Below are 22,758 nucleotides of genomic sequence, written 5' to 3' on the forward strand. Positions count from 1 at the left end.
CGCACACCGCTCCTCGAACCACCGGCCGAAGGTTGTCCTATGCCCGCCGAGCAGTGATCCACAACCGCGGCCGGCACCACGACGGGCGACGAACGCACTGGTGATCGTCGGGATCCGCGGCTAACGTCGGCGCGCGCCGGGTGGTCCGGGGCGGCTGGGCTGTGGCAAGGGGGCGGCGATGGGGCTGGAGGCGGTCGATCCGCGGACGCCGGTGTTGGTCGGGGCCGGGGTGGCGCGGCAGCGCCTGACCGAGGCCGGGGCCGGAGTCGGCGAGTTGGAGCTGATGGCGCAGGCGGTCGAGGAGGCCGCCGCGGGGTCGGGCGCGCTGTTGCGGGCGGTAGGACACGTGCTCGTACCGCGCGGGACCTGGCGGCACGGCGATCCCGGGCGCTGGTTGGCGGACCGGTTCAAGATCGTGGACGCGCACAGCACGCTGGCCGAACTGGGGGTCCTGCAACAGTCGTTGATCACCCGGGCCTGCGCCGAGATCGCCGCCGGGCGGGCCGAGGCGGTGCTCGTCGTGGGCGGCGAGGCGGCACATCGGCGACTGCGCGCGCGGATCGCCGGACTCGAACTCGCGGATCCGGTCGCGGAGGGGGTCCCGGACACGGTGTGGGCGCCCGGCGCGGACATCCTGGCCCGGGTCGAGATCGATCGGCATCTGGCCGTGCCCGCGCGGCAGTACGCGGTGATGGAGTCGGCGATCGGCGCCGCGCGGGGCCGGCCGCCGGCGGACGATGCCCGGGAGATCGCCGCGCTGTGGGCGGATTTCTCGACGGTCGCCGCCGACGCCGGGCACTCGATCCGGGGCCGCGCGGTGTCCGCGGACGAGCTGCTGGCACCCGACGGGCGCAACGCGTGGCTGGCGAGCCCGTACTCGAAGTGGCACTGCTCGCAGATGAACGTCGACCAGGCCGCCGCGTTGCTGCTGTGCTCGGCCGAGGCCGCGCGCCGGTTCGGGGTGGCCCGCGACCGGTGGGTGTTCCCGACGGCGGCGGCCGAGGCGAACACGATGGTGCCGCTGGTGGCCCGGCCCGATCCGGACCGCTCCCCGGGATTCGCCGCGGTCGGCGCGGCACTGGGCGCCGGGCTGTCCGACACGAAGCACCTGGACCTGTACAGCTGCTTTCCGGCGGCGGTCCGGATCCAGCGGCACGAGCTGGGCCTGAGCGGGCGCCCCGGGCGGGAGCTGACCGCGACGGGCGGGATGGCGTTCGCCGGCGGGCCGCTGAACAACTACGCGTTGCAGGCGACGGTCGAGGTGGCCCGACGGGTGCGCGCGGGCGGCGACGGGCTGGTGACGAGCGTGTCCGGGATGGTCACCAAGCAGGCCGGCGCGCTGTGGTCGGATCGCCCGCCCGCCGACGGTTTCCGCGCGATCGAGATACGCGCGGAGTTGCCGAGCCGCCCGGTGGACCCGGACTACGCGGGGCCGGCCGAGGTGGTGGGCTGCACGGTGGCGTTCGAGCGGGGCGAACCGGCGATCGCGATCGCGGTCGTGGAGGGCACCGGCGGCGTACGGTCGGTGGCGACCTCGACGCACCCGGACGTACTGGCGTCCATGCGCACCGACACCTGGGTCGGCCGATCGGTACACGTGGCCGGCGAGGCCCTCTCGGCATGATCGACCGGGCCGCGGGCTACAGCGGCCTCAGGTCGTCGTCGTCCTCCTCGATCGGGGCCGGCACCGGCTTGGGGCCGAACAGCCGACGCAGCACCGGTTCGGCGTAGCGCGCGGTGAAGGGACCGGCGACCACGAGGATGAGCACGTAGGCGGCGGCGAACGGCCCCATCCGGGGTTCGACGCCCGATGTGGCGGCCAGGCCGGCGATCACGATGGAGAACTCGCCGCGTGCGACGAGTGCGCCGCCGGCCCGGTAGCGGCCGGGTTTGGCGATGCCGGCCCGGGCGGCGGCCCAGTAGCCGGTGGCGATCTTGGTCAGCGCGGTGACCAGCGCCAGCGCGGCGGCGGGCAGCAGCACGCCCGGCAGCGCGCCCGGGTCGGTGGACAGGCCGAAGAACACGAAGAAGACCGCGGCGAACAGGTCGCGCAGCGGCGCCAGCAGGCTCTGCGCGTGTTCGGCCACGTCGCCGGAGATCGCGATGCCGACCAGGAAGGCGCCGACGGCCGCGGAGACCTGGAGCTTGTCCGCGACGCCGGCGACGAGCAGCGTCAGGCCCAGCACGCCGAGGAGCAGGAACTCCGGCTCCTCGCTGGAGAGTGCCTTGGAGATCCGGCCGCCGTGCCTAAGCGCGAGGAAGAGCACGATGCTGATCGTGCCCAGCGCGATGGCCACGGTGAGCGAGCCGCCGAGCAGCCCGACGCCGGCCAGCAGCGCGGTGAGAATGGGCAGGTAGAGCGCCATCGCGAGGTCTTCGATGACCAGGACGGACAGCACGACCGGGGTCTCCCGGTTGCCCAGGTGGCCCAGGTCGCCGAGCACCTTCGCGATCACCCCGGACGACGAGATCCAGGTGACGCCGGCCAGGGCGAGCGCGGCGGTGGGCCCCCAGCCGAGCAGCAGGCCGGCCAGGAAGCCGGGGACCGCGTTGAGCAGCGCGTCGATCGCCCCGGCGGGCGCGGCGGCGCGCAGGTTGGTGACCAGTTCGCCGGCCGTGTATTCCAGGCCGAGCAGCAGCAGGAGCAGGACCACGCCGATCTCGGCGCCGATCTCGATGAAGTCGTCGCTCTGCGAGAGGTCGAGCACGCCGCCGTGCCCGAAGGCGAGGCCGCCGAGGAGGTAGAAGGGGATGGGTGACATCCCCATTCGGGTGGCGACCCGACCGAGGATGGACAGGCCCAGGATGATGGCGCCGAGTTCGATGAGCAGTGTTGCCGGGTGCATGGTGGGGCTGTACTCGCGGTGTTCGCAGGGGCAGGACGGTCTGCGGCTCGAACGCGGGTGAGGGGGTCCGCGAGCGGGGGTCAGTCCTCGGCGAGCAGTTCGGCGAGCGCCACGGCCTCGGCGCGGGTCAGTCGCACGCCGGGCCCGCAGGCGTCCGGGTCGTCGACGTTGTAGAAGGCGATCCGACGCACCCCGTCCCGGCCGGCGACCACGGAGATGGCGCGGCCGGCGACGGTGGAGAGCGTGTACTGCGTACCGATGCCCGGGAGGGGGGTTTCGCTGATCGGGACCTGGCCGCCCATGGGGTTTCTCCTGTTCGAACGAGGGCCTTCAGATTAGGTGCAACCAGGGGGTGGTCGGCCTTCTTCCTGGCCTATCGATGCGGCTTCCACCCGGATTTGCCCGATTGATCGAGGACGCCATGGGTGGATTTCGTCGGGTGATCAGGCCGACGGACGGCGCGGCGAACGCGCGTGCACAGGTGCTCGCAGATGCCCGCGACGGCGTGATCGGCGTGGCCGGAGGTGGGGCGGCGTCGGTGCGGGTATTCGCAAGGTGACGTCGCCGCCGCGACGTGTCCGGGCACGCCCGGAACCGCCCTCGTCCAGGAGGTCGCCGTGACCGACCCATGGCCGGACCCACTGCCCCCGGCCCCACCGATGCCCACGCCACACCCGCTGCCGGAACCCGGCCCCGAACCGCTGCCCCCCGACCCGGGCTCGCCCCCTGTCCCGGACGAGCCGCACCCGACACCGGAGCCGGGACCACTGCGCTGAGCGGACCGGGCGGGGGCTCGCGACGGGCCGTCGGGGGCGCACGTCGGGTGCGCGCACGCCGGCTACCGAACGAGACGGCCGGGCCGGCACGCTGGAGGCATGGACGAGCAGACCGAGGACCCCCGTCGACCCCGCCACACGATCGGAATCGGCGGGCCCGAGCACGCCACCCCGGCCGAGTTGCGCGCCGAACTGCCCGACAACCTGCGCATGGAATTCGAAGACGAGTACCAGGCCGCACTTACCGCAGCCAACGCCAACGGCGATCTCCGGCCCCTCGCCGACATGCTGCCCCTGTGGCAGGGCGAACTCGCACGCCGCCGCTCCCCGGACTGGCCCGAGATGGAAGAGACCATCCGCCGGTTGAACGCCGGCCTCCCCGTCGACACCGTGCCCGCCGACCGCACCCAGTGGGGAGACCCCGGATGAGCTACCGCGTCGACGCCTCGTACAGCACCCAACAGTGGCTGAAGGGCAAACCGGGCCACGTCCTGTCCGCCTAGGACAGCATGGTGCGGGCGCTCGCCTCGGACCCGTGGCACGTCGGACATCCGACCAGGTCGAACAACATGCGCGAGTACGCGTTCTGCGTCGAGGGCATCGCCACGTTCGTGATCACCGATTCGCACGTGACGGTCACGATCGTGGGCGTCCGATAGGTCCACTCGATCTCCGATCGTGGCCGCGGGTCGGCTGACGGACCCGGCGGGCGGCCGCCCTGTCCTCAGCGAATCGGCACTCCGGACAACGTGCGTGCGATGACCAGGCGCTGGATTTCGCTCGTGCCCTCGAAGATCGTGTAGATCGCGCTGTCCCGGTGCATGCGCTCGACCGGGTATTCACGGGTGTACCCGTTGCCGCCGAGGATCTGCATCGCGGCGGAGGTCACCCACTTGGCGGTCTCGCCGGCGTACAGCTTGGACATCGAGCCCTCGGCCGCGGTGAACGGCTGGTTCGTCGCCGCCATCCACGAGGCGCGCCAGGTGAGCAGCCGGGCCGCGTCGATCCGGGTGCGCATGTCGGCGATGGTGAACGCGACGCCCTGGTTGTCGATGATCGGCCGGCCGAACTGCTCGCGGATCTGCGCGTATTCCAGGGCCACCTCGTAGGCGGCGCGCGCGATGCCCACCGCCTGCGCGGCGACCGCCGGGCGGGACGACTCGAACGTGGCCATCGCCGCGTTCGAGCGCGCGGACGTGCCGGACCTGGCCCGCGCGATCCGCTCGTCCAGCTTGTCCTTGCCGCCCAACAGGCAGTCGCCGGGGACGCGGACGTTGTCCAGGACCACCTCGGCGGTGTGCGACGCGCGGATCCCGTGCTTCTTGAACTTCTGCCCCTGGGACAGCCCGGGTGTGTTCGGCGGGATCACGAAGCTGGCCTGGCCGCGCGAGCCGAGGGTCGGGTCGGTGGTGGCGACCACGACGTGCACGTGCGCGATACCGCCGTTCGTGGCCCAGGTCTTGACCCCGTTGAGGATCCAGTCGCCGGTGGCCTCGTCGTACGTGGCGCGGGTGCGCATCGAGGAGACGTCGGAGCCGGCGTCGGGCTCGGAGGAGCAGAACGCGGCGACCCGGATGTCGTCGGCGGTGCCGAACAGTTCCGGCGCCCACGTCATGATCTGCTCCTGCGTGCCGTTGGCCACCAGGCCGGCCGCGGCGAGCGCGGTGCCGGTCAGCGCCAGGCCCAACCCGGCGTCGCCCCAGAAGAGTTCCTCCATGATCAGCGGCATGCTCAGACCGGTGGGGTCGAAGGCCTGGGTGGTGAAGAAGTCGAGGGAGTACAGTCCGACCTTGGCGGCTTCCTGGATGATCGGCCAGGGGGTCTCCTCCCGCTCGTCCCATTCGGCCGCGGCCGGGCGCATGGTGTCGGCGGCGAAGGCGTGTACCCAGTCGCGGATGGTGGTCTGGTCCTCGTCGAGGGCGAGATTGAAGGCGGTCATGGGTGGTGGGCCCCCGGACGTCGTCGAAATTGTTACCGGCTGGTAGCTTGAGTGTGTCGTCAGCGCCTGGGGGCGTCAAGAGGCCCGGGGATACGGGCCGATCGAGCTGTGCACCGGCACCGCACGGCGAAGCCGGCGGCTCTCGCGACGGCTGCGGACGAACCGTCAGATGCCGGGTCGGTAGCGGATCGGATGCTCGTCCGGAACCTGCACCACGCAGATCCGCACACCGTCCGGATCGGCGATCCACATCTCGTCCAACCCCCACGCCTCACGACGCGGCTCGCGCACCACGGTGGCGCCCTTGCCCAGGAGTTCCTTGTGAGTGGCGACCAAGTCCCGTACCTGGAGCCACAACCGCAGGTCCGCGCACCCGGGCCCGGCCTCCGTCGCGGTGCCCGAGACCTCCAGGAAACCACCGCCGAGGAAGAACACCGTCCCCCGATGGATCCCGGTCCCGAACTCGCGGGCGATCGCAAGCCCGAGCACGTCCCGGTAGAAGGCCAGCGAACGATCGAGGTCGATGGGGCGCAACAGAATGCGGCCGGAGAGTACGTCCATGACCGGAAGCTTCGCCCCGATCCACGGATTTCGAACCCTCCCGAGACGGTACATCCCACCCACGCACCCACCCTCGGCCATGCCGCACGACATCGCGCCCCGACCGTCGCGCCGCCGACTGCCGCCCTCCCGCCGCCGACCACCACACCTGGCGCCGCGCCCCCGCGCCCGCCGCCGCACCGCGCCCGACCGCCCCGCCCGCCACCACGCCCCGCTCCCCCGCCGGAGCCCGACCGATCCGGCGCCTCCGCCTCCCCATCCCCATCCCCGCCCCCACCCCCATCCCGCCCCACCTCACCCGCCCCGACGATCGCCTCCACATCCCACCCCGCCCGCCCGCGCTCCGGTCGCCCTCGGTGCCGGGGTCGAAAAGGATCCGGAAGGTGGTCGTGCGGCCGGCAGGCTGGGGCCTCGACGAAGGGTGGTGCCACATGGTGGGGAACGCGGAGCGGGTGCGCGGGAGCATGTTCGGGTTGGCGTACGGGGACGCGTTGGGCGCGCCGACGGAGTTCCTGTCCTACGCGCAGATCGTGCGCCGGTACGAACTGCCCGGGCCGATGGACCTCGAGGGCACGCCGGCCCTGGTCACCGACGACACCCAGATGGGTCTGGCGGTGGCCCACGCGCTGATCGACGCGCGCGCGAACGCGCGGGTGTTGACCGCGGAGCGGTTCGCGCCGCTGGTGATCGAGCGGTTCCTGATCTGGTGGGACTCCCCGGACAACACCCGCGCGCCGGGGCACACATGCATGTCCGCGTGCGCGGAGCTGGCCGCCGGTCGAACCTGGCTCGACGCGACCCGCCGCGGCTCCAAGGGCTGCGGCGCGAACATGCGGGTCACCCCGCTGGGCCTGGTCGACGGCCTCGACGAGGCCACCCGGTGCGGCGCCGCGCAACTCCAGGCCGCGGTCACCCACGGTCATCCGACCGCGCTGGCCGCATCGGATCTGACCGCGACCGCCGTGCACGGACTGCGGTCGGGTGTGCCGGTCGCCGAACTGCCCGCGTACCTGCGTGCGCACGCCGAGACGCAGCGCAAGGTCTACCGTGCCGACTGGCTCGGCGAGGACCTGTGGCGCGGCCCGTTCGCGGACACGCCGGAGGGCTTCATCGCACGCGGCTGGGACGAATGCCTGGGCGTCCTGGACCGGTTGGACCGCGCCCTGCTGGAGCGGGACCGACGCTCGGATCCGTGCCAGGTCACCGGCGCCGGCTGGATCGCCGAGGAGGCGTTGGCCACGGCCGTGCTGTGCGTCGCGCTGTATCCGGACGACCCGAGGTCGGCGCTCGCCCGCGCGGCGGCCACGTCCGGCGACTCGGACTCGATCGCCGCGTTGACGGGCGCGATGATCGGCGCCGTACACGGCCTGACCGGCTGGCCCGCCGAGTGGCTCGACCGTATCGAGTATCGGGCCGAACTGTCCGAGGTGTCCGAGGCTCTCCGGATGTGACGCAGGTCGTGGTGTGCGAGACCGGTTGCGGGTAGTGATGGCGCCATGGGAAAGATCCATGCCGCCGACCGGGCGGCCTTCGCGTGGGTGGCAACGCATCATGTGCCGTGGGCGAACAAGGCGCTGCCCGCCTTGTCCCGCGCGGCCAACCATTCGCGTCTGTGGGCGGTGACCGGTGCGGGGATGGCGCTTTCCGGTGGACGCAGCGGGCGTCGGGCGGCAATGCGCGGACTGGGCTCGGTGGCGCTCGCGTCGACCGTGACCAATGTGGTCCTCAAGAGTTGGGTACGCCGGCCCCGGCCGGTGATCGACGCGGTGCCGCTGGCCCGCCGGCTCAGCCGGCAGCCGTGGACGACCTCGTTCCCGTCCGGGCACGCGGCGTCCGCGGCGGCCTTCGCCACGGGCGTCGCGTTGGAGTCGCGGCCGTTGGGTGTCGCGGCCGGCGCGCTGGCCGGATCGGTGGCCTTCTCCCGGGTGTACACGGGCGTGCACTATCCGGGTGACGTACTGGCGGGCGCGGCGCTGGGCGCGGGCCTCGCGGCGGTGACACTGCGCTGGTGGCCGACCCGGCCGGTGGAGGCGGCGTCCGCACCGCCCCCGCGCGGGAAGGTGCCGTCGCTGGTCGAGGGAGAAGGCCTGGTGGTCGTGGTCAACTCCTCGGCCGGCCCCGAGGGCGACACGGCACAACGCCTGCGCGAGTTGTTGCCCGGAGCCAAGGTGGTCGAGCGCGGCCAGAACGGCGATCTGGTCGCGTTGTTGTGCGAGGCGGCCCGGGAGGCGCAGGTGCTGGGCGTCGCGGGTGGCGACGGCAGCGTGAACTGCGCGGCACGGATCGCACTGGACCGGGGCATGCCACTGGCGGTCTTCCCGGCCGGCACGCTCAACCACTTCGCCGGCGACCTGGGCCTGACCCGGTTGGACGACACCGCGCTGGCGCTCGCGGCGGGCGAGGCGGTGCTGGTGGACGTCGCCGAGTTGCAGCGCGACCACTCGCACCCGTTCTCCGACGACGGTCGGGAGTTGGGTCCGGAGCTCTTCCTGAACACCTTCTCGCTCGGCGTCTACCCCGATCTGGTGCGCTTCCGCGAGGAGTTGGAGGGCAAGATCGGCAAGTGGCCGGCCATGCTGGTGGGCCTGGTCCGGGTGCTCCGGGATGCGGGTCCGGTCAAGATGCGCGTCAACGGCCGCCCGCGCTCGTTGTGGCTGCTGTTCCTCGGCAACGGCGAATACGCCCCGGAGGGCTTCGCGCCCACCTACCGACCCGACCTCACCGACGGCCTCCTCGACGTGCGCATCGTCGACGCCTCGCGCCCCCTGGCCCGCACCCGCCTGGTGGCCGCCGTCCTGTCCGGCACACTCGGCCGCTCGCGCGTCTACGAGGCGTCCACGGCCCGCACGGTCCGCCTCTCCGAGATACAGGAGGGCGCCGAACTCGCCGTCGACGGCGAAGTCCGCCCCGGCGCCTCCCAACTACGCATCGCCAAGGGCCGCCGCCTCACGGTCTACCGCCCCGAAGGCGCCCTACGCGACTGACCCCGACCGGAAGCAAACCCGACTGCGGTCACAGCGCCGGGCCCGGGCCACGGGAACAAGCCCGGGCCCGGGCCCGCCGCGGTCCCGGGACCAAGGCCATGCGCGGAGCGATAGCGGTCGCGTTCGCGGTCGCGGTCGCGCAAGCAAGCCACCCACCGCGTCCCGTTCGCGCCGCCGCACTGCCGCACCGGGCGACCCCGCCGGGTCGTGCCCGGCTCTTTCCGGCGGCGTCGAGACGGTTGGACACGTGGGCTGGAAACCGTTGGCGGGTCGTGTGCGTGGTGGGGGTGCGGGGGCTGCGATCCGGGGCACCGCTACGGTGTGGGCCGCCGGCCGATGGGCCGGGGGTGCGAACTGGTGTCGATAAGGGGCAGTGGTGGCGGTTTCGGGGGCGATATCCGGGTCGGCCGGACGGGTGGCGGCGGTATTGGCGGCAGGACGGGTCGCCGCCGGGGTGGTGTCCATGGTGGCTCCGCGCGGCGGGGTGTGGTTGCGGCCCACCGCGGCCCGGGAGGCGTCGTTGCTCGGCCGCGGTCTCGGCGCGCGGGATGTGTTGCTGGGCACAGGCGTACTGCGCGCCCTGGCGGGCGGGCGGGGCAGCGCGGAGTGGGGCTGGCTCGTGGTGGCGTCGGATCTGGTCGACGGGGCCGGCGGCGCGATCGAGTGGCGCCGCCTCACCCCCGCGGAACGCACGTGGGTCGGGGCGGTCTTCGCGTTGGCCGCGTGCGAGGCGGCGGTGGCCCTGGCCCTGGCAGGCACGGACGCCGAGGACGCCTGGGACACGGTGACGGGCCTGCTCGACTAGGCCAGGACAGCCGACGGCGAACCGCCATGGGCATCCGTACGGCCGGCCGTGCGGATGCCCATGGCGTCACGGCGCGATCGCCCGCCACACGCCGGCCGCCGCGCCCGAGCGTCGGCCGCACCGGCGCCGAACGGGTCGAGCGATCCCGTGACCACGGTCCGATCCCGGACCGGACCCGCGCCGCCGCCGTCCGCCGACCCGACCGGCATCTGCCCGGATCGACCCGCGCCGACCGCGCCACGACTCGCGCTCGGGAACCCGGCCGGGAACTCGTGCGTCTCCCCTGGCGTCGTCTTCGCCCGGCGGACCGGCGACCGGCCTCGCGTTCCGGACGGAATCGTCGTCTGCCATGGCGAAGGCGAGTCCGTACCGACCGACGCTCCCGGGAGTGCCGCAGGATGGCCGTCTCGCTGAACCACACCATCGTCCCCGCCACGGACCACCGGGCGGCGGCCCACTTCTTCGCCACGGTGATGGGCCTGGAGGAACTGCCTCCGGCCGGTGCCCACGGCCACTTCGCGCCCGTCCGGGTCAACGAGCAGCTCACCCTCGACTTCATGACGGTGGCCGCGGCGGAGGGACACCACCTGGCCTTCGACGTCGACCCGGCCACCTTCGACGCGATCCTGGCCCGACTCCGGGCGGCCGACATCCCGTACGGCAGTTCCCCCGCCGAACCGACCAACGGCCGCATCGACCACCCCTTGTGTCCACGCGGCCTGTTCTTCACCGACGACACGGGAAACCTGTACGAGGTGATGTCCCCGGCCTGATCGCCGGCGCGACGACCGCCCTCCCCGTTTCCCGTGCCGACCGAAAAACGCCCATGCCATCGGCCATCGGCCATCGGCCATCGGGCATCGGGCCTTCGGCACCCGGCACCATCGAGCCCCGAAACCGGCCAAGTCCCCCGCCCGCACGCCCGTACCGTGGCCGACGCTGCCGGCGTGCCGGGACTGTCACCCGTTTGCCCTATGCTCAACTCCCATGGTGGCGCGGCCGTTGGGCGAAATTGTCGAGGCAGGATGGGCGAAGGCCCTGGAACCGGTGGCGGGCCGAGTGGCCGCCATGGGCGACTTCCTGCGAGGAGAGATCGCCGCAGGACGGCGTTACGTCCCGGCCGGCGCGAACGTGTTGCGGGCGTTCACCCAACCCTTCGCGGACGTACGCGTGTTGATCGTGGGCCAGGATCCCTATCCCAACCCCGGACACGCGGTGGGGCTGAGCTTTTCGGTCGCCCCGGAGGTGCGTCCGCTGCCGGGCTCGCTGATCAACATCTTCACCGAGATGAACCGCGACCTGGGCCTGCCGATGCCCACCAACGGCGATCTGACCCCGTGGGCCGCCCAGGGCGTACTGCTGCTCAACCGCGCCCTGACCACCGCCCCCGGTCGCCCCGCCGCACACCGCGGCAAGGGCTGGGAAGAGGTCACCGAGCAGGCCATCAAGGCGCTCGCGGCCCGCGGCACCCCGCTCGTGTCGATCCTGTGGGGCCGCGACGCCCGCAACGCCCGGCCCCTGCTCGGCCCCGGCGCGGCCGTGGTCGAGTCGGCCCACCCCTCCCCCATGTCGGCCGCCGGCGGCTTCTTCGGCTCCCGCCCCTTCTCCCGCACCAACGACCTCCTGGTCGCCCAGGGCGCCCAACCGGTCGACTGGCGCCTCCCGTAGCCCCGAAGCACCACTTCCGGGAACCCCGAACCACCGCTTCGCGTAACCCCAAAGCACCAATCGACCCGCCCGGCCCGCCGGGCCGGAGCGGGTCCACCGACCTGCCGCAAGATCCCAACCCCCGCAGCCGGCGCGCCGGCCGGAGCGGACAGGCACGCCCTGCCGACCCGGCCGGGGCGCAACCACGACAACCACCCCGCGCGTCCACGCCTATAGGGTGGCGGCCGGTACAACCGGTCATGGGCCACCGCCGGTCGGGGCCGTCGCTTGGAGGAACCTTCTTCGATGTCAGGCAATAGCGTTCCCGGCCAGGGGGGTGCGCCGCAGCGCTCCTCCGAGGCGTTGCCGCCGCGTTCCAAATTGGCGATCACCGCGAGTCGGGTGACCGCGGCCATCTCGCGACGCGCCGGCAAGGGCAGCGGTTCGGTCATCGGGGGCAAGCTCGCGCTGCGGCTCGCCCCGGACCTGCTCGCGCAGTTGTCGGTGGGGCTGCAGGTGGTGCTGATCTCCGGGACCAACGGCAAGACCACCACCACCCGCCTCGTCGCCGAGGCGATGCGCGCCGCGGGTCCCGTGGTGTCCAACGCGCTGGGCGCGAACATGCCGGCGGGGATCACCTCCGCCCTCGCGGGCGCGGGCAACGAGGCCCGCTACGGCGTGATCGAGGTCGACGAGAAGTACCTCGCGGGCGTCGCCCGGGACTCCGACCCGGTCGCCATCGCGCTGCTCAACCTCTCCCGGGACCAGCTCGACCGTGCCGCGGAGACCCGGATGCTCGCCGAGAAGTGGCGCGAGGGTCTGCGCGGGCGGGACGCGATCGTGGTCGCCAACGCGGACGACCCGCTGATCGTGTGGGCCGCGTCCTCCAGCAAGGACGTGTTGTGGGTCGCCGCCGGGCAGACCTGGCAGGAGGACTCCTGGTCCTGCCCGCAGTGCGGCGGCGTGATGCAGCGTCCGGGCGACGACTGGTTCTGCTCGCAGTGCGACTTCCGTCGCCCCTCGCCCGCCTGGTCGCTCGCCGGCGACCGCATGGTCGACCCGGACGGGCGGGTGTGGCCGCTGCACCTTCAGCTGCCGGGCCGGGCCAACCGCGCCAACGCGGTCACCGCCGCGGCCGTCGCGTCCTTGTTCGGCGTGCCCGTGGAGGCGGCGCTGGAGCGGATGAAGCACGTCACCGCCGTCGCCGGCCGCTACGACGTGGTCGACTACATGGGCCGCAAGCTGCGGCTGCTCCTGGCGAAGAACCCGGCCGGCTGGGTCGAGACGTTCTCGCTGATCGATCCGCCGCCCACCCCGGTGATCCTGTCCGTCAACGCGCTCGACGCGGACGGCAAGGACACCTCGTGGATCTGGGACGTGGACTTCACCCAGCTCGCCGGCCGCCCGCTGTTCGTGCTGGGCCAGCGCCGACTCGACCTGGCCGTCCGGTTGGAGGTCGCGGGCCTGCAGTTCCAGGTCTGCGAGACGCTCGGCCAGGCGGTCGCGGCGGCGCCGCCCGGCCAGATCGAGGTCATCGCCAACTACACGGCGTTCCAACAGCTGCGCAAGACGATCAAGGAAGCGGCACAGGCATGATCGGTGAGAGCAGGCTGCGCCTGGTCTGGATCTACCCGGACCTGCTCAGCACATACGGCGACCAGGGCAACGCACTGATCGTGGAGCGTCGCGCGCTGATGCGCGGCATCGAGGTCGAGCGTGTGGACGTACGCTCCGACCAGCCCGTCCCCACCTCCGGGGACATCTACCTGATCGGCGGCGGCGAGGACCGGCCGCAGCGACTGGCCGCCGAGCGCCTGCGCCGCGACCCGGGGCTGGCCACCGCGGTCGGTGCCGGCGCCGCGCTGCTCGCGGTGTGCGCGGGCTATCAGATCATCGGCAACGAGTTCATCGACGACCTCGACCAGCCCGAGGCGGGCCTGGGTCTGCTGGACGTGCGCTCCGGCCGGGGCGCGCCCGGCAAGCGCTGCGTCGGCGAGGTGCTGGCCGAGGTCGACCCCGCGCTCGGCCTGCCCGTGCTCTCCGGGTTCGAGAACCACCAGGGCGTCACCCACGTGGGCCCCGGCGCCAAGCCGCTGGCCAGGGTCACCCACGGCAACGGCAACGGGACCGGCGACGGCACCGAGGGCGCCTACGCGGGTCGGGTGATCGGCACGTACATGCACGGGCCGGTGATGTCGCGCAACCCGGCGCTCGCCGACCTGCTGCTCACCTGGGCCACCGGCGTGCCGCTGACTCCGCTGGGCGACCACTGGCACGAGCAGCTGCGCTCCGAGCGCCTGCGCACGGTCCGGGCAGCCGCCTCGAACTGAGGCGGCACCCGAGCCGACTCGGGGAGGAACCCGAGCCGAGGAGCCCGCATACCCCGCCGAGCGGTATGCGGGCTCCTCGGCCGTCCACCACCCGTCAGGGCGTGTGCACCGTCCCGTGCGGGTCCTCGCAGTGCCCGCGGGTCGCGCCGATCGCCAGCACCGACGGGTCGGCGTGGTCGACCTGAAGCGTCGTGTGGGTGATCGCGTACCGTTCGCGCAGCCGCGCCTGGAGCCGGTCGCGCACCCGGTGGCAGTCGTCTCCGGGCTCGACCAGAACGTGGGCGGACAGCGCCGGGAAACCCGACGTGATGGTCCAGATGTGCAGGTCGTGGACCTCGGTGACACCCTCGACCGAGGCCAGGTCCGCCCCGACCGTGTCCGGCTCGATGCCGGCGGGGGCCGCCTCCAGGAAGATCCGCCACGACTCGCGGACCAGCGCGATACCGGACTTGAGCATCAGCGCCGCCACGATCAGCGAGGCGAGCGCGTCCGCCCGGGCGAAGCCGGTGGTCAGCACCACGACACCGGAGATCAGGGTGGCGATGAACGCCCACAGGTCGTTGAGGATGTGCTGGTAGGCGCCCTCGACATTGAGACTGGAGCGGTTGGCGCGCGAGATCAGCCAGGCCGCGAGCACGTTGATCACGATGCCGACCGCGGCGGTGACGATGACCAGCGAGCCCTCGACGTCGGGCGGCGAGATCAGCCGCCGGACCGCCTCGTAGCTGAACCACACCGCCAGGACCAGGAATGTGATGCCGTTGATCTGCGCGGACAGGATCTCCGCGCGCTTGAATCCGTACGTCCAGCGCCCGCGCGCGGGCCGGGCCGCGAGCCGCATCGCCACCAGCGCGAGGCCGATCGCGAACGCGTCGGTGACCATGTGGCCGGCGTCGGTGATCAGCGCGAGCGAGCTCGCCAGGATGCCGACCGTGACCTCGACCACGATGAACGCGCCGATCAGCACGAGCGCGGCGGTCAGGTAGCGCCGATCCGCGTCCGCGGCGACACCGTGCGAGTGACCCGCGTGCCCGGCTCCCCCGTGGTCGTGCCCGTCGTGACTGCCGTGCGCGTCGTGACTGCCGTGGGCCCCTCGCGGCTCTCGGGTCGGCGCCGGGGGCCCGGGCGCGTCCGGGCCGTGGTCGTGGTCGCGGGTGGTCATGAAGTCCCTCCGGGAAGGTCGTTCGCGCAGCCGGTGTGATCGGTGGCGGGGGCGTGGCCGATGTGCGCGAGCGCCACGTCCAGGAGCAGGCGTACATGCGCGTCCGCGAGGCGGTAGTAGGCCAACCGGCCCGCCCGGCGCACCGTCACCACCTGGTGTGCGCGCAGCAGCCGCAACTGGTGCGAGACCGCCGATTCGCCCTGCCCGCACGCGGCGGCCAGGTCGCGGACGCACAGTTCGCCCTCCAGGAGCGCAACCAGCAGGGTGAGCCGACCGGGGTCGCCCAGGAGCGCGAACACGTCCGCGGTCTCGGCCAGGTGCGGACCGTCGGGCAACCGTGATCGCACCGAGTCCACCAAGTCCGCGTTCACCGGCTGCGCCACCGGGTCACCTCCACTATCGCGTCCACGCCCCACCCGCCGTCGTCTCGACTCGGACATCGTAACGTCTGAACAGCTCTTCATACGAGCACGAGAAGAACATAGGGGCAGGGGGTATCGGTACGCAACCGCGCCACACCCATCCCGACCCGATCGCCCGGACGGCCGATCGCCCGGGCGATCGGACGGCCGATCGCCCGGACGGCCGCCGAACCGAGCGGGACGGGGCGGCGCGAGAGGGCGGCGCGCGGCCCACCCTCCGACCCGCCGGCCCGCGCCCACCGCAGGTGACTCGCGGTTCGGTCAGGCCGGCCTCGGGTCTCGGTCCAACCGCGCCCACCATCGCTGCGCCGGTTCGTGGATCTCGCGCCACGTGGCCACGAACAGGTCGCTCGCCGCCGCCCCCGGCCAATCCGCCGGCAGCAGCGCCGCAGGCAGCCGCGGGTCGCATTCGAAGGTCAGCCGCCACGCGTGCACCAGCCGGGTACGCAGCTCGAACGCCTCCGCGTCGGTGTTCGCCCGGGCCCCGGTGAACCGATCGACGAAGGCCTCCAGGACCACCCGGATCGCCGCCGGGTCCCAGGCCTGTTCGACCAGGGCCCGTTCCCGCTCCGGGTCGCTCACGCTCGACGTCATCCAGGTCGCGTACCCGGTCAGGCCACGCTCGGCGATCAGCGCCCGCAGCACGCCCACCCCGCCCGGGTCCGCCGCGATCCACACGCCCCGACCCAGATCGCCGAAGCCTTCGAAGGCGAGCTGCTCCTCGACCACCGCGCGCGCCTCGCGCAACGTCGCCGGCGGGCGGAACAGCAGTTGTTGCCACTGCCCCGACCAGGGCGTCTCCCGGGTCGCCCGGGAGAGCCGCTCGGTCCACCCGGCCAGCAGCCGATACAGCGACGGCGCGAGGGTCAGCCGGGTGTACCGCCCCTCGGCGCGGGCCACCAGCCACCCCTCCGCGATCAGCCTGGTGATCGCCCGCCGGGTCGCCGCCTCCGGGACCCCCAGCGCGTCGAGTGCCGCCACGGCCGTCGGCGACCACACCCCGTCGTGTCCGGGCCAGCGCACGTACTCGCCCAGCACGGTCAACAACAGCGTGCGGGCGCTGGGGCCGCCGGCTGCGGTGCGCCGGGTGCGCGGTCCGGTGCGACCGGCGGGCGTACCCCTTGTTTCCTCGCCATCCTCCATGTAGGACATAACTCATCCAAGCAGGTTCTTGTGTCCTACGAAAGGTCCCGCTCGTGTCCGATGCCGCCGTGTCCGAGGCCGCCCTGCCGACCCGCTTCGGCGCCTTCATCGCCCCCTACCACGGCATCGACGGCAACCCCGCGCTGCAACTGCGCCGGGACCTCGACCTGGTCGAACACCTGGACGCGCTCGGCTTCGAGGAGGCGTGGATCGGCGAGCACCACTCGGCCGGATACGAGACGATCGCCTCGCCCGAGGTGTTCATCGCCGCCGCCGCCGAACGCACCGGCCGGATCCGACTCGGCACCGGCGTCAACTCGCTGCCCTACCACCACCCGCTGGTCCTGGCCGACCGCATCGTGCAGCTCGACCTGCAGTCGCGCGGTCGGGTGATGTTCGGCTCCGGGCCCGGCCAACTGGCCTCGGACGCCTTCATGATGGGCATCGACCCGATGCGCCAGCGCAGCATGATGGCCGAGGCGCTGGCCGCGATCGTCCCGCTGCTGCGCGGCGAGACGGTGACCATGCGGACCGACTGGTTCACCCTGGACCAGGCCCGCCTGCACCTGGGCCCGTACACGCGCGCCGGCATCGAGACCGTATGCGCGTCCACCGTCTCCCCGTCCGGGTCGGTACAGGCCGGAACCCACGGCATGGGCCTGCTCTCGCTCGCCGCCGCCGACCCGTCCGGCTTCGCCGCGCTGGCCACGAACTGGGACGTGTACGCCAAGACTTGCGCCGAACACGGCCACGTCGCCGACCGCGAGCGCTGGCGCCTGGTGGTGCCGATGCACCTGGCCGAGACCACCGAGGCCGCGCGCGAGCAGGCCGAGTACGGCGTGCACCACCTGGTCGACTACATCCAGGGGCTGTCCGGGATGACCATGCCCTGGGGCGCGACGCCCCACGAGGCCGTGGCGCAGTGGACCGGCGAGGGATTCCCGACCTTCGGCGTGGCGATGATCGGCACGCCCGCGCAGGCGATCGAACGCATCACCGCGATGACCGAGCGGTCCGGAGGCTTCGGCACGCTGCTCCTGCTCGACCTGCCGATCGCGCGGCCCGCGGACAAGCGGCGCAGCTACGAACTGTTCGCCGAGTACGTGGTCCCGCACTTCACCGGCGCCAACCGCCCACGGCAGGCCTCGATGGCCTGGGCGAACGACAACAGCGAGCGCTTCATCGGCGCGCTGCGTCAAGCGGTCGTCGCCGCGATGACGCCGCCCGCCGCGTCCTGAACCCCACCGACACACGTTCGTTCATCGGCCCGGCGACCCGGTGACCCGTGGCCCGGCGACCCGTGGCCCGGCGACCCGGTGACCGGCGAACCGGTCGACCCGACAGGGAGATTGCCCATCATGCGAGCAGCGGTACTGCGCGGCGGCACGTTCACGGTCGAGGACATCGCGGCACCCGAACCCGGCGAGGGGCAGGTCCTCGTGGAGACGGTGGCCTGCGGGATCTGCGGTTCGGACCTGTCCGCATACAAGCACACGGCCGAATTCCTACAGGCGTCCATCGACTCCGACACACCCTCGTTCGTCTTCGACCCGGACGCCGATCTGGTGATGGGTCACGAGTTGTCCGCGCGGGTGGTGCGGCCCGGTCCGGGTGTGACCGGCTTCGAGGAGGGCGAGGTGGTGGTCGGCCTGCCCTGGGCGCTGGACGGCGGCGGCGTCCTGCGCACCATCGGCTTCTCCAACACCTTCCCCGGCGGCTTCGGCGAGCGCATGGTGATGCAGGCCGCGGCGCTGGTCAAGGTGCCCTCCCACGTGCCGGCGCACATCGCCGCGCTGACCGAGCCGCTCGCGGTCGGCTTCGGCAACGTGGCCCGCTCCGGTGCGGAGAAGGGCGGCGCGGCGATCGTGATCGGTGCCGGGCCGATCGGCCTGGGCGCGATCGCCGGCCTGATCGAGCGCGGTGTGGCGCCGGTGGTGGTCTCCGAACCCTCGCCGCGCCGCCGCGAACTCGCCCGCGCGTTCGGCGCCCACGTCGTGGTCGACCCGGCCGAGCAGGACCCGTTCGTCGCGTGGCGCGAGATCACCGAGCCGGGACAACCGCTGACCGTCTTCGAGTGCTCGGGCAGGGCCGGCATGTTCGATCGCATCACCTACGCCGCGCCGCGGGGCGCCACGGTGTTGCTGATCGGAGTGTGCATGACCGAGGACACGTTCCGACCCGTGGTGGGCATCTACAAGGACCTCACGGTCAAGATGTGTCTGACCTATCCGCCCGAGGAGTACCCGAAGACGCTGGCCCGGATCGCCGCCGGCAGCGTGGACGCGGCGGCGCTGGTCACCGGTCAGGTGGGCTTCGGCGGGGTGGCCGCCGCGATCGACACGCTGGGCCGGCCGGACGAGCACGTCAAGGTCCTGGTCCGACCGCACCTGGAGGGGTCGGGCGTACATCCCGCCACGGTGTAGCGGCGAGCCCGCCCCGCGTCCGCCCCGGCGCCGAACCCCCGGGGCCGTCGCCGCGGCGGGCCCGAGGCGGACGCGCGGGGCGGGTGTCACGCGTACGAGTGGACCCGGGCCGGTCGCCCCTGGCGCGCGCCGTGCACGAACGGCGCGCTCGCCAGGGCATTTCACGCGCGCACGCCCCCGAACGCCCCGCCGAGTGGGGCGTGGAAGTGTCGCAAACTGGACGCACCGGGTGTCGGAATCGGTACGCTCCGATGGAATTCCCTCGGAAGATCCGTACACCCGCCATCGGGGACATCATGAGTCACACCGGGCACCGTCACGGTGCCGTGTCCGTCCATCGCGTGACCGCCACCGGCTCGGGAGGCGCGGTATGACCGTGCTCAACGATGCTCATCCGGTGTGTCGGTTCGATCTGCCGCCGCACGAGGCGGAGGTGTCCGCGGCCCGGCGCAAGGTGGTCGCGATCGCCGTCGAGTGGGGCATGCCGGCCCACGGCGATCTCGTGGACACGCTGCGTCTGGTCGTGTCCGAGTTGGTGACCAACGCGGTCCGGCACGCGGGGGTGTTGACCCCCGCCATCGGCGTCACCGTGTGCGGCACCGACGACGGTGGCGTGCAGGTGGGGGTGCACGATCGACATCCGTTCTGCCCCAAGGCGCTGTTGGAGACGGTCGACGACGACAGCGGACGCGGCCTGCTGATCGTCAAGGCCCTGGTCGCGGAGGCCGGCGGGTACGCGGGGATCCAGCCGGACGCGACCGGCGGCAAGACGGTGTGGGTGACGCTGCCGCTGCGCTGAGCCGGGCGGGGTGGGCCGTGGTCGGCCATCGCCGTCTGCCGTCTGCCGTCTGCCGCCTGCCGGGTCGGGACGTTGCGACGGGTCGGGTCCGCCGCGCGTGTTCGTCGGTCGCCCGCGGGATCGCCGGTTCGGTCACATCCATCGGGTTTCGTCGGTCAAGGCTGTGACACGACACGACGGGAATGTGAGACCGATGGACGAGAACGAGTTCCTGGCGGGCCGCTTCGAGGAGCACCGAGCGCGTCTGCGGGCGGTGGCGTATCGCATGCTCGGCTCGCTGAGCGAGGCGGACGACGCGGTCCAGGAGACCTGGATCCGGCTCAGCCGCACCGACGTGCGCGAGATCGACAACCTGGCCGGTTGGCTGACCACGGCGGTGGCCCGGGTGTCGTTGAACATGCTGCGCTCGCGCCGGACCCGTCGCGAGGACCCGTTGGACGCGCACGTCCCGGACCCGGTGGTCACGCCCGACGAGGGCACCGACCCCGAGCACGAGGCGGTCCTGGCCGATTTGGTCGGCCTCGCGCTGCTGGTCGTGCTGGAGACGCTCGCGCCCGCCGAGCGCCTCGCCTTCGTGTTGCACGACATGTTCGCGCTGCCCTTCGACGAGATCGCGCCGATCGTGGACCGTACACCCACCGCCACCCGGCAGTTGGCCAGCCGGGCCCGCCGCCGGGTCCAGGGTTCGCCGGGCGACCCGGACGTCGACCCCATCCGGCAGCGCGAGGTGGTCGACGCCTTCCTCGCCGCGTCGCGTGCCGGCGATTTCCAGGCGCTACTGGCCCTGCTCGACCCGGACGTGGTGGTACGCGCCGACCGGGCCGCGGTCCTGGCGGGCGCGACGGACGACGTTCGCGGCGCGATGGCGGTCGCGGAGACCTTCACCGGCCGGGCCCAGGCCGCCCGCACCGCGCTAGTCGACGGCATCTTCGGCGCCGTCTGGGCACCGCGCGGCAAGCCCCGGGTGATCTTCGGCTTCACCGTCGTGGACGGCCGGATCGTCGGCATCGACCTGCTGTCCGACCCCGATCACCTGCGCGAAACGGATGTGACCTTCGTCGGCTGACCCCGTTCACCACCGTTCACCACTTCAGGTCGAAGCGCTGCTCCACGGCGTCGATTCCCCAGGCGCGGGCCGGGTGTTCCTCGGTCAGGGTGAATCCGGCCCGGTCGTACAGGTGCCTGGAGGCATCCAGGCCCGCGATCGTCCACAGGTACACGCCGACCGCGTCGCGCCGACGGGCCTCGGCCAGTGCGGTGTCGAGCAACGCACCGCCCACGCCGCGACCGCGTGCGGCCGGATCCAGGATCACCCAGCGCAGCCGCATCCACCCGTCCTCCTCGCGGGTGATCCCGATGCCGCCGAGCACCCGTTCCGCGTCCTCGGCGACCCACATCCGCCCGGGTCCGTCGTGCCCCTCCCGGGCCCGGGCCAGCACGAGTTCGGCCATGCCCGCGGCGACGCCCGCCTCCATCGTGGTGTCCATGCCGTATTCGCGGCTGTACAGCACGCCGTGCAGCGCCGCGAGCGCGCCCAGGTCGCCGGGGCGGGTCGCGTCGCGCACGGTCACGGCGCTCGGGCCCGGGTCCGGGCTTTGGCCGGCTGTGGGGCTCGGTGTCGAGGTCATGGTCTCGATACCCTTCACTGAAACAGTCGTTTCAGTAGAGGATATGCGGATGACCGCCGACGCGAAACCCCCCACTTCCGCCCGCCGCGACGAGCTGCTCGCGGCGAGCGTCGCCTACGTCGCCGAACACGGGCTGGCCGAACTCTCGCTGCGCCCACTGGCTCAGGCGATCGGCTCCAGCCCGCGCGTACTGCTCTACCTGTTCGGCGCCAAGGAGGGGCTGATCCGGGAGATTCTGGACGTCGGCCGAGCCGAACAACTCGCCCTGGTCGAACGCGCCGACGGCCACCCCGGCACCGCCCGGGAGACCCTCGACCTGCTGTGGACCTGGTTGATCGCTCCCGAACGCCGAGGCGCACTGCGGCTGTTCTTCGACGGCTACGTCCGCTCCTGCGACGGCCCGGACGGCCCCTGGTCCGACTTCGCCGGCAAGTCCCTCGACGACTGGCTTCCCCCGCTCCGGCGCGTCCTGGCCGAGCATCCCGTCCCGCCGACCCTGGTCCTCGCCGTCCTCCGCGGCCTCCTCCTCGACCACCTGGCCGGCACCACCACGGCCCACCGGCGACGAGTGCAATCAGCCTGGACAGCCTTCCTCGACCACTCCTTCCCCCCACCGGCCGCCCACTGACCCGGCCACACCCCGAACCCACCCGAAGCCGATACGCGAATCGAACCAACAAGCGCCGAGCAGCCCAACCCCGCCATGTGCGACATGCCGCCGCCGAGCGGCAGCACAAGGCGCAGCCGTCGCACCGGTCGGCTGGACCTGGTGGCGTCGCCGAACCGAAGGCGCCGAGAAGGGGCATGGCTGCGGGTCGTCGTGCGACTGTGGCGGCGGGGACGCCAAACCGTCCGCGGCCGGTGTCTCGGTACGCTCGCGCCCGTGACGATCTTCCGTTCCATCGCTCTGTTCCTGGCGGCTGCCGTTCTGGAGATCGGCGGCGCGTGGCTGGTGTGGCAGGGCACTCGTGAACACCGCGGATGGGCGTGGATCGGTGCGGGTGTCGTGGCTCTGGGTGCGTACGGGTTTGTCGCCACCCTTCAAGAGGACGCGAACTTCGGGCGCATCCTCGCCGCGTACGGCGGTGTCTTCGTCGCCGGCTCTCTGGCTTGGGGGATGGCGTTGGACGGCTACCGCCCGGACCGCTTCGACGTCGCCGGCGCGTTGATCTGTCTCGTCGGCGTCGGCGTGATCATGTATGCGCCCCGGGGCCACTGACCTCCGGAGTCGGCGGGACCGACGGGGTGAAGGTGGTGCGTCGCGAGCCGGCGCCGAAGACGCCCGACACGCGG

At 72.6% G+C, this 22,758-nt stretch carries 24 protein-coding genes; 16 read left to right on the plus strand and 8 right to left on the minus strand.

Going from position 1 to position 22,758, the window contains the following annotated elements:
* Window positions 1-178: 178 nt before the first annotated feature.
* Window positions 179-1,624 carry a hypothetical protein gene (locus ACFZBU_RS25200; RefSeq protein WP_391585908.1) on the plus strand — a complete coding sequence of 482 codons (1,446 nt, stop codon included), beginning with the start codon at window positions 179-181 and terminating at the stop codon, window positions 1,622-1,624.
* A 16-nt stretch (window positions 1,625-1,640) separates the two neighbouring features.
* Here ACFZBU_RS25200 and ACFZBU_RS25205 read toward each other — a convergent pair whose 3' ends face one another.
* Together ACFZBU_RS25205 and ACFZBU_RS25210 are read right to left on the minus strand one after the other, a co-directional pair.
* Window positions 1,641-2,846 carry a cation:proton antiporter gene (locus ACFZBU_RS25205; RefSeq protein WP_391585909.1) on the minus strand — a complete coding sequence of 402 codons (1,206 nt, stop codon included), beginning with the start codon at window positions 2,844-2,846 and terminating at the stop codon, window positions 1,641-1,643.
* 80 nt (window positions 2,847-2,926) lie between these two features.
* Window positions 2,927-3,148 (minus strand): hypothetical protein, encoded by a 222-nt coding sequence (locus ACFZBU_RS25210; protein WP_020555717.1) that lies wholly within the window; start codon window positions 3,146-3,148, stop codon window positions 2,927-2,929.
* A 573-nt stretch (window positions 3,149-3,721) separates the two neighbouring features.
* Here ACFZBU_RS25210 and ACFZBU_RS25215 point away from each other — a divergent pair.
* Together ACFZBU_RS25215 and ACFZBU_RS25220 are read left to right on the plus strand one after the other, a co-directional pair.
* Window positions 3,722-4,051, plus strand: a complete 330-nt coding sequence (locus tag ACFZBU_RS25215; protein ID WP_391585910.1) for a DUF6247 family protein — start codon at window positions 3,722-3,724, stop codon at window positions 4,049-4,051.
* Window positions 4,052-4,131: 80 nt separating this feature from the next.
* Window positions 4,132-4,281, plus strand: coding sequence for a hypothetical protein (locus ACFZBU_RS25220; protein ID WP_391585911.1), 150 nt, complete (start codon window positions 4,132-4,134; stop codon window positions 4,279-4,281).
* Window positions 4,282-4,346: 65 nt separating this feature from the next.
* On the opposite strand, the gene ACFZBU_RS25225 is transcribed toward ACFZBU_RS25220, so the two are convergent.
* A complete protein-coding gene (locus tag ACFZBU_RS25225; protein ID WP_391585912.1) occupies window positions 4,347-5,561 on the minus strand; it encodes an acyl-CoA dehydrogenase family protein in 1,215 nt (404 codons plus the stop codon).
* Window positions 5,562-5,726: 165 nt separating this feature from the next.
* The gene (locus ACFZBU_RS25230; protein WP_391585913.1) at window positions 5,727-6,122 is read right to left on the minus strand and encodes a VOC family protein; all 396 of its coding nucleotides are present in this window, start codon (window positions 6,120-6,122) and stop codon (window positions 5,727-5,729) included.
* Between the two features lie 431 nt (window positions 6,123-6,553).
* Between ACFZBU_RS25230 and ACFZBU_RS25235 the strand changes: the two genes are divergently transcribed.
* From ACFZBU_RS25235 to ACFZBU_RS25265, 7 genes are all read left to right on the plus strand, one after another.
* Window positions 6,554-7,573, plus strand: coding sequence for an ADP-ribosylglycohydrolase family protein (locus ACFZBU_RS25235; protein ID WP_391585914.1), 1,020 nt, complete (start codon window positions 6,554-6,556; stop codon window positions 7,571-7,573).
* Window positions 7,574-7,618: 45 nt separating this feature from the next.
* Window positions 7,619-9,106, plus strand: a complete 1,488-nt coding sequence (locus tag ACFZBU_RS25240; protein ID WP_391585915.1) for a phosphatase PAP2 family protein — start codon at window positions 7,619-7,621, stop codon at window positions 9,104-9,106.
* Window positions 9,107-9,482: 376 nt separating this feature from the next.
* Entirely contained in the window at window positions 9,483-9,911 is a 429-nt protein-coding gene (locus tag ACFZBU_RS25245) for a hypothetical protein (protein WP_391585916.1), read from the plus strand.
* 398 nt (window positions 9,912-10,309) lie between these two features.
* Window positions 10,310-10,684: a VOC family protein gene (locus ACFZBU_RS25250; protein WP_391585917.1), complete on the plus strand. Its 375-nt coding sequence runs from the start codon at window positions 10,310-10,312 to the stop codon at window positions 10,682-10,684.
* Window positions 10,685-10,898: 214 nt separating this feature from the next.
* Entirely contained in the window at window positions 10,899-11,579 is a 681-nt protein-coding gene (locus ACFZBU_RS25255; protein WP_391585918.1) for a uracil-DNA glycosylase, read from the plus strand.
* A 285-nt stretch (window positions 11,580-11,864) separates the two neighbouring features.
* Window positions 11,865-13,154: a MurT ligase domain-containing protein gene (locus tag ACFZBU_RS25260; protein ID WP_391585919.1), complete on the plus strand. Its 1,290-nt coding sequence runs from the start codon at window positions 11,865-11,867 to the stop codon at window positions 13,152-13,154.
* Window positions 13,154-13,888 carry a glutamine amidotransferase gene (locus tag ACFZBU_RS25265; RefSeq protein ID WP_355535707.1) on the plus strand — a complete coding sequence of 245 codons (735 nt, stop codon included), beginning with the start codon at window positions 13,154-13,156 and terminating at the stop codon, window positions 13,886-13,888. Before ACFZBU_RS25260 ends, ACFZBU_RS25265 begins: the two co-directional genes overlap by 1 nt.
* Before the next feature lie 94 nt (window positions 13,889-13,982).
* On the opposite strand, the gene ACFZBU_RS25270 is transcribed toward ACFZBU_RS25265, so the two are convergent.
* The 3 genes from ACFZBU_RS25270 to ACFZBU_RS25280 all read right to left on the minus strand — a co-directional run bounded on the left by ACFZBU_RS25270 (window position 13,983) and on the right by ACFZBU_RS25280 (window position 16,624).
* On the minus strand, window positions 13,983-15,050 hold the full coding sequence (locus ACFZBU_RS25270; protein WP_391585920.1) for a cation diffusion facilitator family transporter: 1,068 nt from the start codon (window positions 15,048-15,050) through the stop codon (window positions 13,983-13,985).
* A complete protein-coding gene (locus tag ACFZBU_RS25275) occupies window positions 15,047-15,433 on the minus strand; it encodes an ArsR/SmtB family transcription factor (protein ID WP_391585921.1) in 387 nt (128 codons plus the stop codon). The genes ACFZBU_RS25270 and ACFZBU_RS25275 overlap by 4 nt, the downstream gene beginning before the upstream one ends.
* A gap of 300 nt (window positions 15,434-15,733) precedes the next feature.
* The gene (locus ACFZBU_RS25280; RefSeq protein WP_391585922.1) at window positions 15,734-16,624 is read right to left on the minus strand and encodes a PaaX family transcriptional regulator C-terminal domain-containing protein; all 891 of its coding nucleotides are present in this window, start codon (window positions 16,622-16,624) and stop codon (window positions 15,734-15,736) included.
* A 44-nt stretch (window positions 16,625-16,668) separates the two neighbouring features.
* Between ACFZBU_RS25280 and ACFZBU_RS25285 the strand changes: the two genes are divergently transcribed.
* The 4 genes from ACFZBU_RS25285 (at window position 16,669) to ACFZBU_RS25300 (ending at window position 20,903) form a co-directional block, all read left to right on the plus strand.
* On the plus strand, window positions 16,669-17,853 hold the full coding sequence (locus ACFZBU_RS25285; RefSeq protein ID WP_391585923.1) for an LLM class flavin-dependent oxidoreductase: 1,185 nt from the start codon (window positions 16,669-16,671) through the stop codon (window positions 17,851-17,853).
* A 120-nt stretch (window positions 17,854-17,973) separates the two neighbouring features.
* Complete coding sequence (locus ACFZBU_RS25290; protein WP_391585924.1) at window positions 17,974-19,038, plus strand: zinc-binding dehydrogenase; 1,065 nt, start codon at window positions 17,974-17,976, stop codon at window positions 19,036-19,038.
* 370 nt (window positions 19,039-19,408) lie between these two features.
* Window positions 19,409-19,837 carry an ATP-binding protein gene (locus tag ACFZBU_RS25295; RefSeq protein WP_391585925.1) on the plus strand — a complete coding sequence of 143 codons (429 nt, stop codon included), beginning with the start codon at window positions 19,409-19,411 and terminating at the stop codon, window positions 19,835-19,837.
* 193 nt (window positions 19,838-20,030) lie between these two features.
* Window positions 20,031-20,903, plus strand: coding sequence for a sigma-70 family RNA polymerase sigma factor (locus ACFZBU_RS25300; protein WP_391585926.1), 873 nt, complete (start codon window positions 20,031-20,033; stop codon window positions 20,901-20,903).
* A gap of 16 nt (window positions 20,904-20,919) precedes the next feature.
* Here the strand turns inward: ACFZBU_RS25300 and ACFZBU_RS25305 are convergent, their stop codons facing one another.
* Window positions 20,920-21,465: a GNAT family N-acetyltransferase gene (locus tag ACFZBU_RS25305; RefSeq protein ID WP_391585927.1), complete on the minus strand. Its 546-nt coding sequence runs from the start codon at window positions 21,463-21,465 to the stop codon at window positions 20,920-20,922.
* A gap of 49 nt (window positions 21,466-21,514) precedes the next feature.
* Between ACFZBU_RS25305 and ACFZBU_RS25310 the strand changes: the two genes are divergently transcribed.
* Entirely contained in the window at window positions 21,515-22,093 is a 579-nt protein-coding gene (locus ACFZBU_RS25310; protein ID WP_391585928.1) for a TetR/AcrR family transcriptional regulator, read from the plus strand.
* Window positions 22,094-22,348: 255 nt separating this feature from the next.
* Window positions 22,349-22,684, plus strand: coding sequence for a YnfA family protein (locus ACFZBU_RS25315; RefSeq protein ID WP_391585929.1), 336 nt, complete (start codon window positions 22,349-22,351; stop codon window positions 22,682-22,684).
* Window positions 22,685-22,758: the final 74 nt, after the last annotated feature.

This window comes from Embleya sp. NPDC008237, from assembly GCF_042956465.1.
Taxonomy (GTDB): Bacteria; Actinomycetota; Actinomycetes; order Streptomycetales; family Streptomycetaceae; genus Embleya.

Excerpts from the sequence above, each read along its gene's own strand:
- ACFZBU_RS25200 (WP_391585908.1), top strand. The coding sequence starts at position 179 with ATGGGGCTGGAGGCGGTCGATCCGCGGACGCCGGTGTTGGTCGGGGCC.
- ACFZBU_RS25205 (WP_391585909.1), bottom strand. The coding sequence starts at position 2,846 with ATGCACCCGGCAACACTGCTCATCGAACTCGGCGCCATCATCCTGGGC.
- ACFZBU_RS25210 (WP_020555717.1), bottom strand. The coding sequence starts at position 3,148 with ATGGGCGGCCAGGTCCCGATCAGCGAAACCCCCCTCCCGGGCATCGGT.
- ACFZBU_RS25215 (WP_391585910.1), top strand. The coding sequence starts at position 3,722 with ATGGACGAGCAGACCGAGGACCCCCGTCGACCCCGCCACACGATCGGA.
- ACFZBU_RS25220 (WP_391585911.1), top strand. The coding sequence starts at position 4,132 with ATGGTGCGGGCGCTCGCCTCGGACCCGTGGCACGTCGGACATCCGACC.
- ACFZBU_RS25225 (WP_391585912.1), bottom strand. The coding sequence starts at position 5,561 with ATGACCGCCTTCAATCTCGCCCTCGACGAGGACCAGACCACCATCCGC.
- ACFZBU_RS25230 (WP_391585913.1), bottom strand. The coding sequence starts at position 6,122 with ATGGACGTACTCTCCGGCCGCATTCTGTTGCGCCCCATCGACCTCGAT.
- ACFZBU_RS25235 (WP_391585914.1), top strand. The coding sequence starts at position 6,554 with ATGGTGGGGAACGCGGAGCGGGTGCGCGGGAGCATGTTCGGGTTGGCG.
- ACFZBU_RS25240 (WP_391585915.1), top strand. The coding sequence starts at position 7,619 with ATGGGAAAGATCCATGCCGCCGACCGGGCGGCCTTCGCGTGGGTGGCA.
- ACFZBU_RS25250 (WP_391585917.1), top strand. The coding sequence starts at position 10,310 with ATGGCCGTCTCGCTGAACCACACCATCGTCCCCGCCACGGACCACCGG.
- ACFZBU_RS25255 (WP_391585918.1), top strand. The coding sequence starts at position 10,899 with ATGGTGGCGCGGCCGTTGGGCGAAATTGTCGAGGCAGGATGGGCGAAG.
- ACFZBU_RS25260 (WP_391585919.1), top strand. The coding sequence starts at position 11,865 with ATGTCAGGCAATAGCGTTCCCGGCCAGGGGGGTGCGCCGCAGCGCTCC.
- ACFZBU_RS25270 (WP_391585920.1), bottom strand. The coding sequence starts at position 15,050 with ATGACCACCCGCGACCACGACCACGGCCCGGACGCGCCCGGGCCCCCG.
- ACFZBU_RS25280 (WP_391585922.1), bottom strand. The coding sequence starts at position 16,624 with ATGTCCTACATGGAGGATGGCGAGGAAACAAGGGGTACGCCCGCCGGT.
- ACFZBU_RS25290 (WP_391585924.1), top strand. The coding sequence starts at position 17,974 with ATGCGAGCAGCGGTACTGCGCGGCGGCACGTTCACGGTCGAGGACATC.
- ACFZBU_RS25295 (WP_391585925.1), top strand. The coding sequence starts at position 19,409 with ATGACCGTGCTCAACGATGCTCATCCGGTGTGTCGGTTCGATCTGCCG.
- ACFZBU_RS25300 (WP_391585926.1), top strand. The coding sequence starts at position 20,031 with ATGGACGAGAACGAGTTCCTGGCGGGCCGCTTCGAGGAGCACCGAGCG.
- ACFZBU_RS25305 (WP_391585927.1), bottom strand. The coding sequence starts at position 21,465 with ATGACCTCGACACCGAGCCCCACAGCCGGCCAAAGCCCGGACCCGGGC.
- ACFZBU_RS25310 (WP_391585928.1), top strand. The coding sequence starts at position 21,515 with ATGACCGCCGACGCGAAACCCCCCACTTCCGCCCGCCGCGACGAGCTG.